Here is a 3,155-nt window from a genome sequence, read left to right as displayed (position 1 = left end):
TGGTGCCCGGGCGCGGCCGTGAGCGCGGTGCCGGTGCCGCTGCCGGGGCTGACGCCCGGCCGCCACACGGTGCGCGTCGCGATCCCGTTGGGCGAACCGGAGGGCGACAGCTTCAGCGCCTGGAACGTGTCGGGGGTGCTGCTGGGCGAGCGGTAAGCGCACCGACGCTTCACCGCAGCAGACTCCCTACTGGACCAGCCCCCGCTTCCAGTCCGTCACCAGGTGCAGGTACGAGACCTCGGAGCGGAACGACGGATCGGCCCCCGTCTGCAGGATCCGCTTCCCGTCCGGGTGCAGGTCGTAGAAGCTGCCGCTGGCCTCGGGCGAGGCGATCTTCAGCGTGCGGCGGGACTTGCCCACGCGGAAGGTCTGGCCGGCGCCGTCGACGTCGTAGGCGTAGAGATCGCCGCTGAACCGGACGACCCACAGTTCCGTGCCGTCGCGGTTCCACTTCGGATAGACGGCGCCGTCGCTGGTGACCTGCCACTTGCGCGCGCCGCCGGTCGCGGGGATCACGAAGATATCCCAGCCGGCGGCGCTCTCGGTGTGGTAGGCGATCCAGCGGTTGTCGGGCGAGTACACGCCGCCGCCCAGGTTGGTCCCGGCCGACGCCGCCAGGGTCGTCATTGCGCCGCCGCCCGCGTCCAGGGACAGCCGCCGCAATTCGAACTTCCCGTCCTCGAGCTCGAAGTCCAGCAGGACGGCGCGGTCACCCGCCGCCACCCCGGTGACCGCGATCTCGCGTTCCGCCTCCAGCAGGACGGCGGCGCCGCCCTGCCCCTCCACGGGCTGCTGCATGATGCGGAAGCTGCCGCCTTCCTTGGACTCGTAGAACACGGACTCCCCGGTGGGCGACCAGCAGGCGCGGATCTCGTCGCCGGGCGCGAACGTGAAGCGCGTCCGCAGGCCAGTCTCAAGGTCGACAAGCCACAGATCGGTACCCTCGTTCGAAGCGTTGCGCACCTCGACGACCGCGCGCTTCCCGTCGGGCGCGATCGCCGGGTGGTAGATCTGGCCGAGGTCGCCCAGGGGCTGCGAGCTGCCGTCCTCGATGTCCGTCCACGACAGCACCTGACTGGCCTCGGCCGAAGCTCCCGTCTGGAAGGCCAGCATGCCCGTCGGCGAAGGGCTGAACAGCCCGACCACCGCCCCCTGCAGGGTCAGGATGTTGTCCACCAGCGGGGCGCCGCCCGCGGTCGCACTCTTCTGGTCCGGCGTGAAGGGCGTCGCCATCAGCACGTTCTCGCGCACCGTCAGCAGGTGGCCGTCGACGTAGTCCGCGTGGGCCTGCGACGTCGCGATGATCCGCGGGACGACGGTCGTGTCCAGATTCGCCAGGAAGACGGCGTTGTCCTGATCGCTGCTGGTCGAGCGACCGACGAAGAGGAACTCCCGGCCGCCGGGCAGGAACCGGGGATGCCGGTGGGAGTTGTGGTCCGGGCCGACGGCGGTGATGCGGACCGGCTCGCCGCCGATCTCCGGAACCCTGAAGATGCCGGTGTCGGCGCCGCGGGCGAAGATGATGTCGCCGCGATCGTTCCAGGAGCCGCCCTTGACGTTGTCCGCGGTGCAGAGAGTGACCGGCGGCCCGCCGGCCACGGCGATCTTCTTGAGCTTCTTGCCGTCCGCGTCGAAGAAGCCGATGAACCTGTCATCGGGAGACCAGAACGGGTACGCGGCGCTCTCGGTCCCGGACAGGGCGACGGACTCGCCCTGGTCGAGGTGCCGCAGGTACAGACGGGTCACGCCGTCGGCGTCGGTGGCGGTGAACGCCAGCATCGTGCCGTCGGGGGACAGGGCCGCCGGGCCCGGGTTCGTGGAGTTGAGTTCGTAGTCGGTGATCCCCGGCGGGGGGATCATCGTGTGCAGGACCGGAACCGGCGCCGGCCGGGCCAGCACCTTCCAGCCCACGAGCGTACCCGCGAGCAGACCCGCGGCCACCAGACCCGACAGCAAGAGCGCCGGCGTCCGGGCGCGGGCGGGCTCGCCGGACGAGGTCGTCATTCCCAGATGCGAGAAGCTCAAGTGAGAGCCGCTGGCGTCGCCGTCCTGCAGGAAGATGCGGGCCTCGCCGATGTCGCGCAGCCGCTGCTTGGGATTGCGCTCCAGGCAGCGCTCGATCAGCCGGCACAGGGCCGGCGCCTCGGCGACCGGCAGGGTGTCCCACTCCGGCTCGGCGCGCAGCACCGCGGCCAGGGTGTCGCTGGTGGTCTCGCCGAGGAAGAGCCGCTTGCCCGTCAGCATCTCGAACAGGATCACCCCGAACGCCCAGATGTCGGCGCGCCGGTCCACGCTGCCGCCGCGGGCCTGTTCGGGGCTCATGTAGGCGGCCGTGCCCAGGATGGCTCCGGCCTGGCTCAGGGCCGCGGTGATGGTGGGCGTCATGGACGACTCGCTCTGGCGGGCGCCGTCGCCGAACCAGGCCTGGGCCAGGCCGAAGTCCAGGATCTTGATCTCGCCCTCGGTCGTCTCCATGATGTTGGCCGGCTTGAGGTCGCGGTGCACGATGCCGTTCTCGTGGGCCGCCTCCAGGCCCGCGGCGATCTGGCGGGCGATGTTCAGGACCTCGGCGATCGGCACGGGACCCGCGCTCATCCGCTCGGTCAGCTCGGAGCCAGACACCAGTTCCATCACCAGGAAGCGCAACCCGTCCGCCTCCTCGAAGCCGTAGACCGAGGCCACGTTGGGGTGCTGCAGGCTGGCCAGGGCGCGCGCCTCGCGCTGGAAGCGGGCCTCGCGCTCCGGATCGCCGTTCAGTTCGACCGGGAGGATCTTGATGGCCACGTCGCGGCCCAGCTTGGTGTCCCGGGCGCAGAAGACCTCGCCCATGCCGCCCTTGCCGAGCAGACTCTTGATCTCATAGTGCAGCAACGACTTGCCGATCATGGCGCTCCTCAGGGTCGGGGGTCATCTCGATGCAAGGGGATGTCGGGCGCCGGTCCGGAAGCCACATGGCGGGCATCCTCGACCGGGCGAGCATAACCAGGATAAGTATTATCTTGTATTTGCGCTTTCCGACCCGAAACGGGGCGCCATTCAGGCAGAGCGGGACGCCGCTCGCAACACGAAGTAACCGGCCACCCCCGACACCAGCGACCCGGCCAGGATGCCGAGGCGCTCGAGCCCCTGGAACGACGCGCCACCCGCTTCGAAGG

Annotated in this window: 2 protein-coding genes; one reads left to right on the top strand and one right to left on the bottom strand. The window is 70.2% G+C overall.

Translation table 11 applies throughout. The features are described from left to right. Positions 1-156: peptide-N-glycosidase F-related protein (locus Q7W29_04860; protein ID MDO9171145.1), on the top strand; the 156-nt coding region annotated here is incomplete at its 5' end. Positions 157-186: 30 nt separating this feature from the next. On the opposite strand, the gene Q7W29_04855 is transcribed toward Q7W29_04860, so the two are convergent. Further along, complete coding sequence (locus tag Q7W29_04855; protein ID MDO9171144.1) at positions 187-2,886, bottom strand: protein kinase; 2,700 nt, start codon at positions 2,884-2,886, stop codon at positions 187-189. Positions 2,887-3,155 lie beyond the last annotated feature (269 nt).

Source organism: bacterium (assembly GCA_030654305.1).
Taxonomy (GTDB): Bacteria; Krumholzibacteriota; Krumholzibacteriia; order LZORAL124-64-63; family LZORAL124-64-63; genus PNOJ01.
The sequence above is the reverse complement of the archived record's forward strand: the minus strand, read 5'-3'. Positions and strand labels throughout refer to the sequence as shown.

Coding starts and splice junctions, on each gene's coding strand:
- Q7W29_04855 (MDO9171144.1), bottom strand. CDS start 2,886: ATGATCGGCAAGTCGTTGCTGCACTATGAGATCAAGAGTCTGCTCGGC.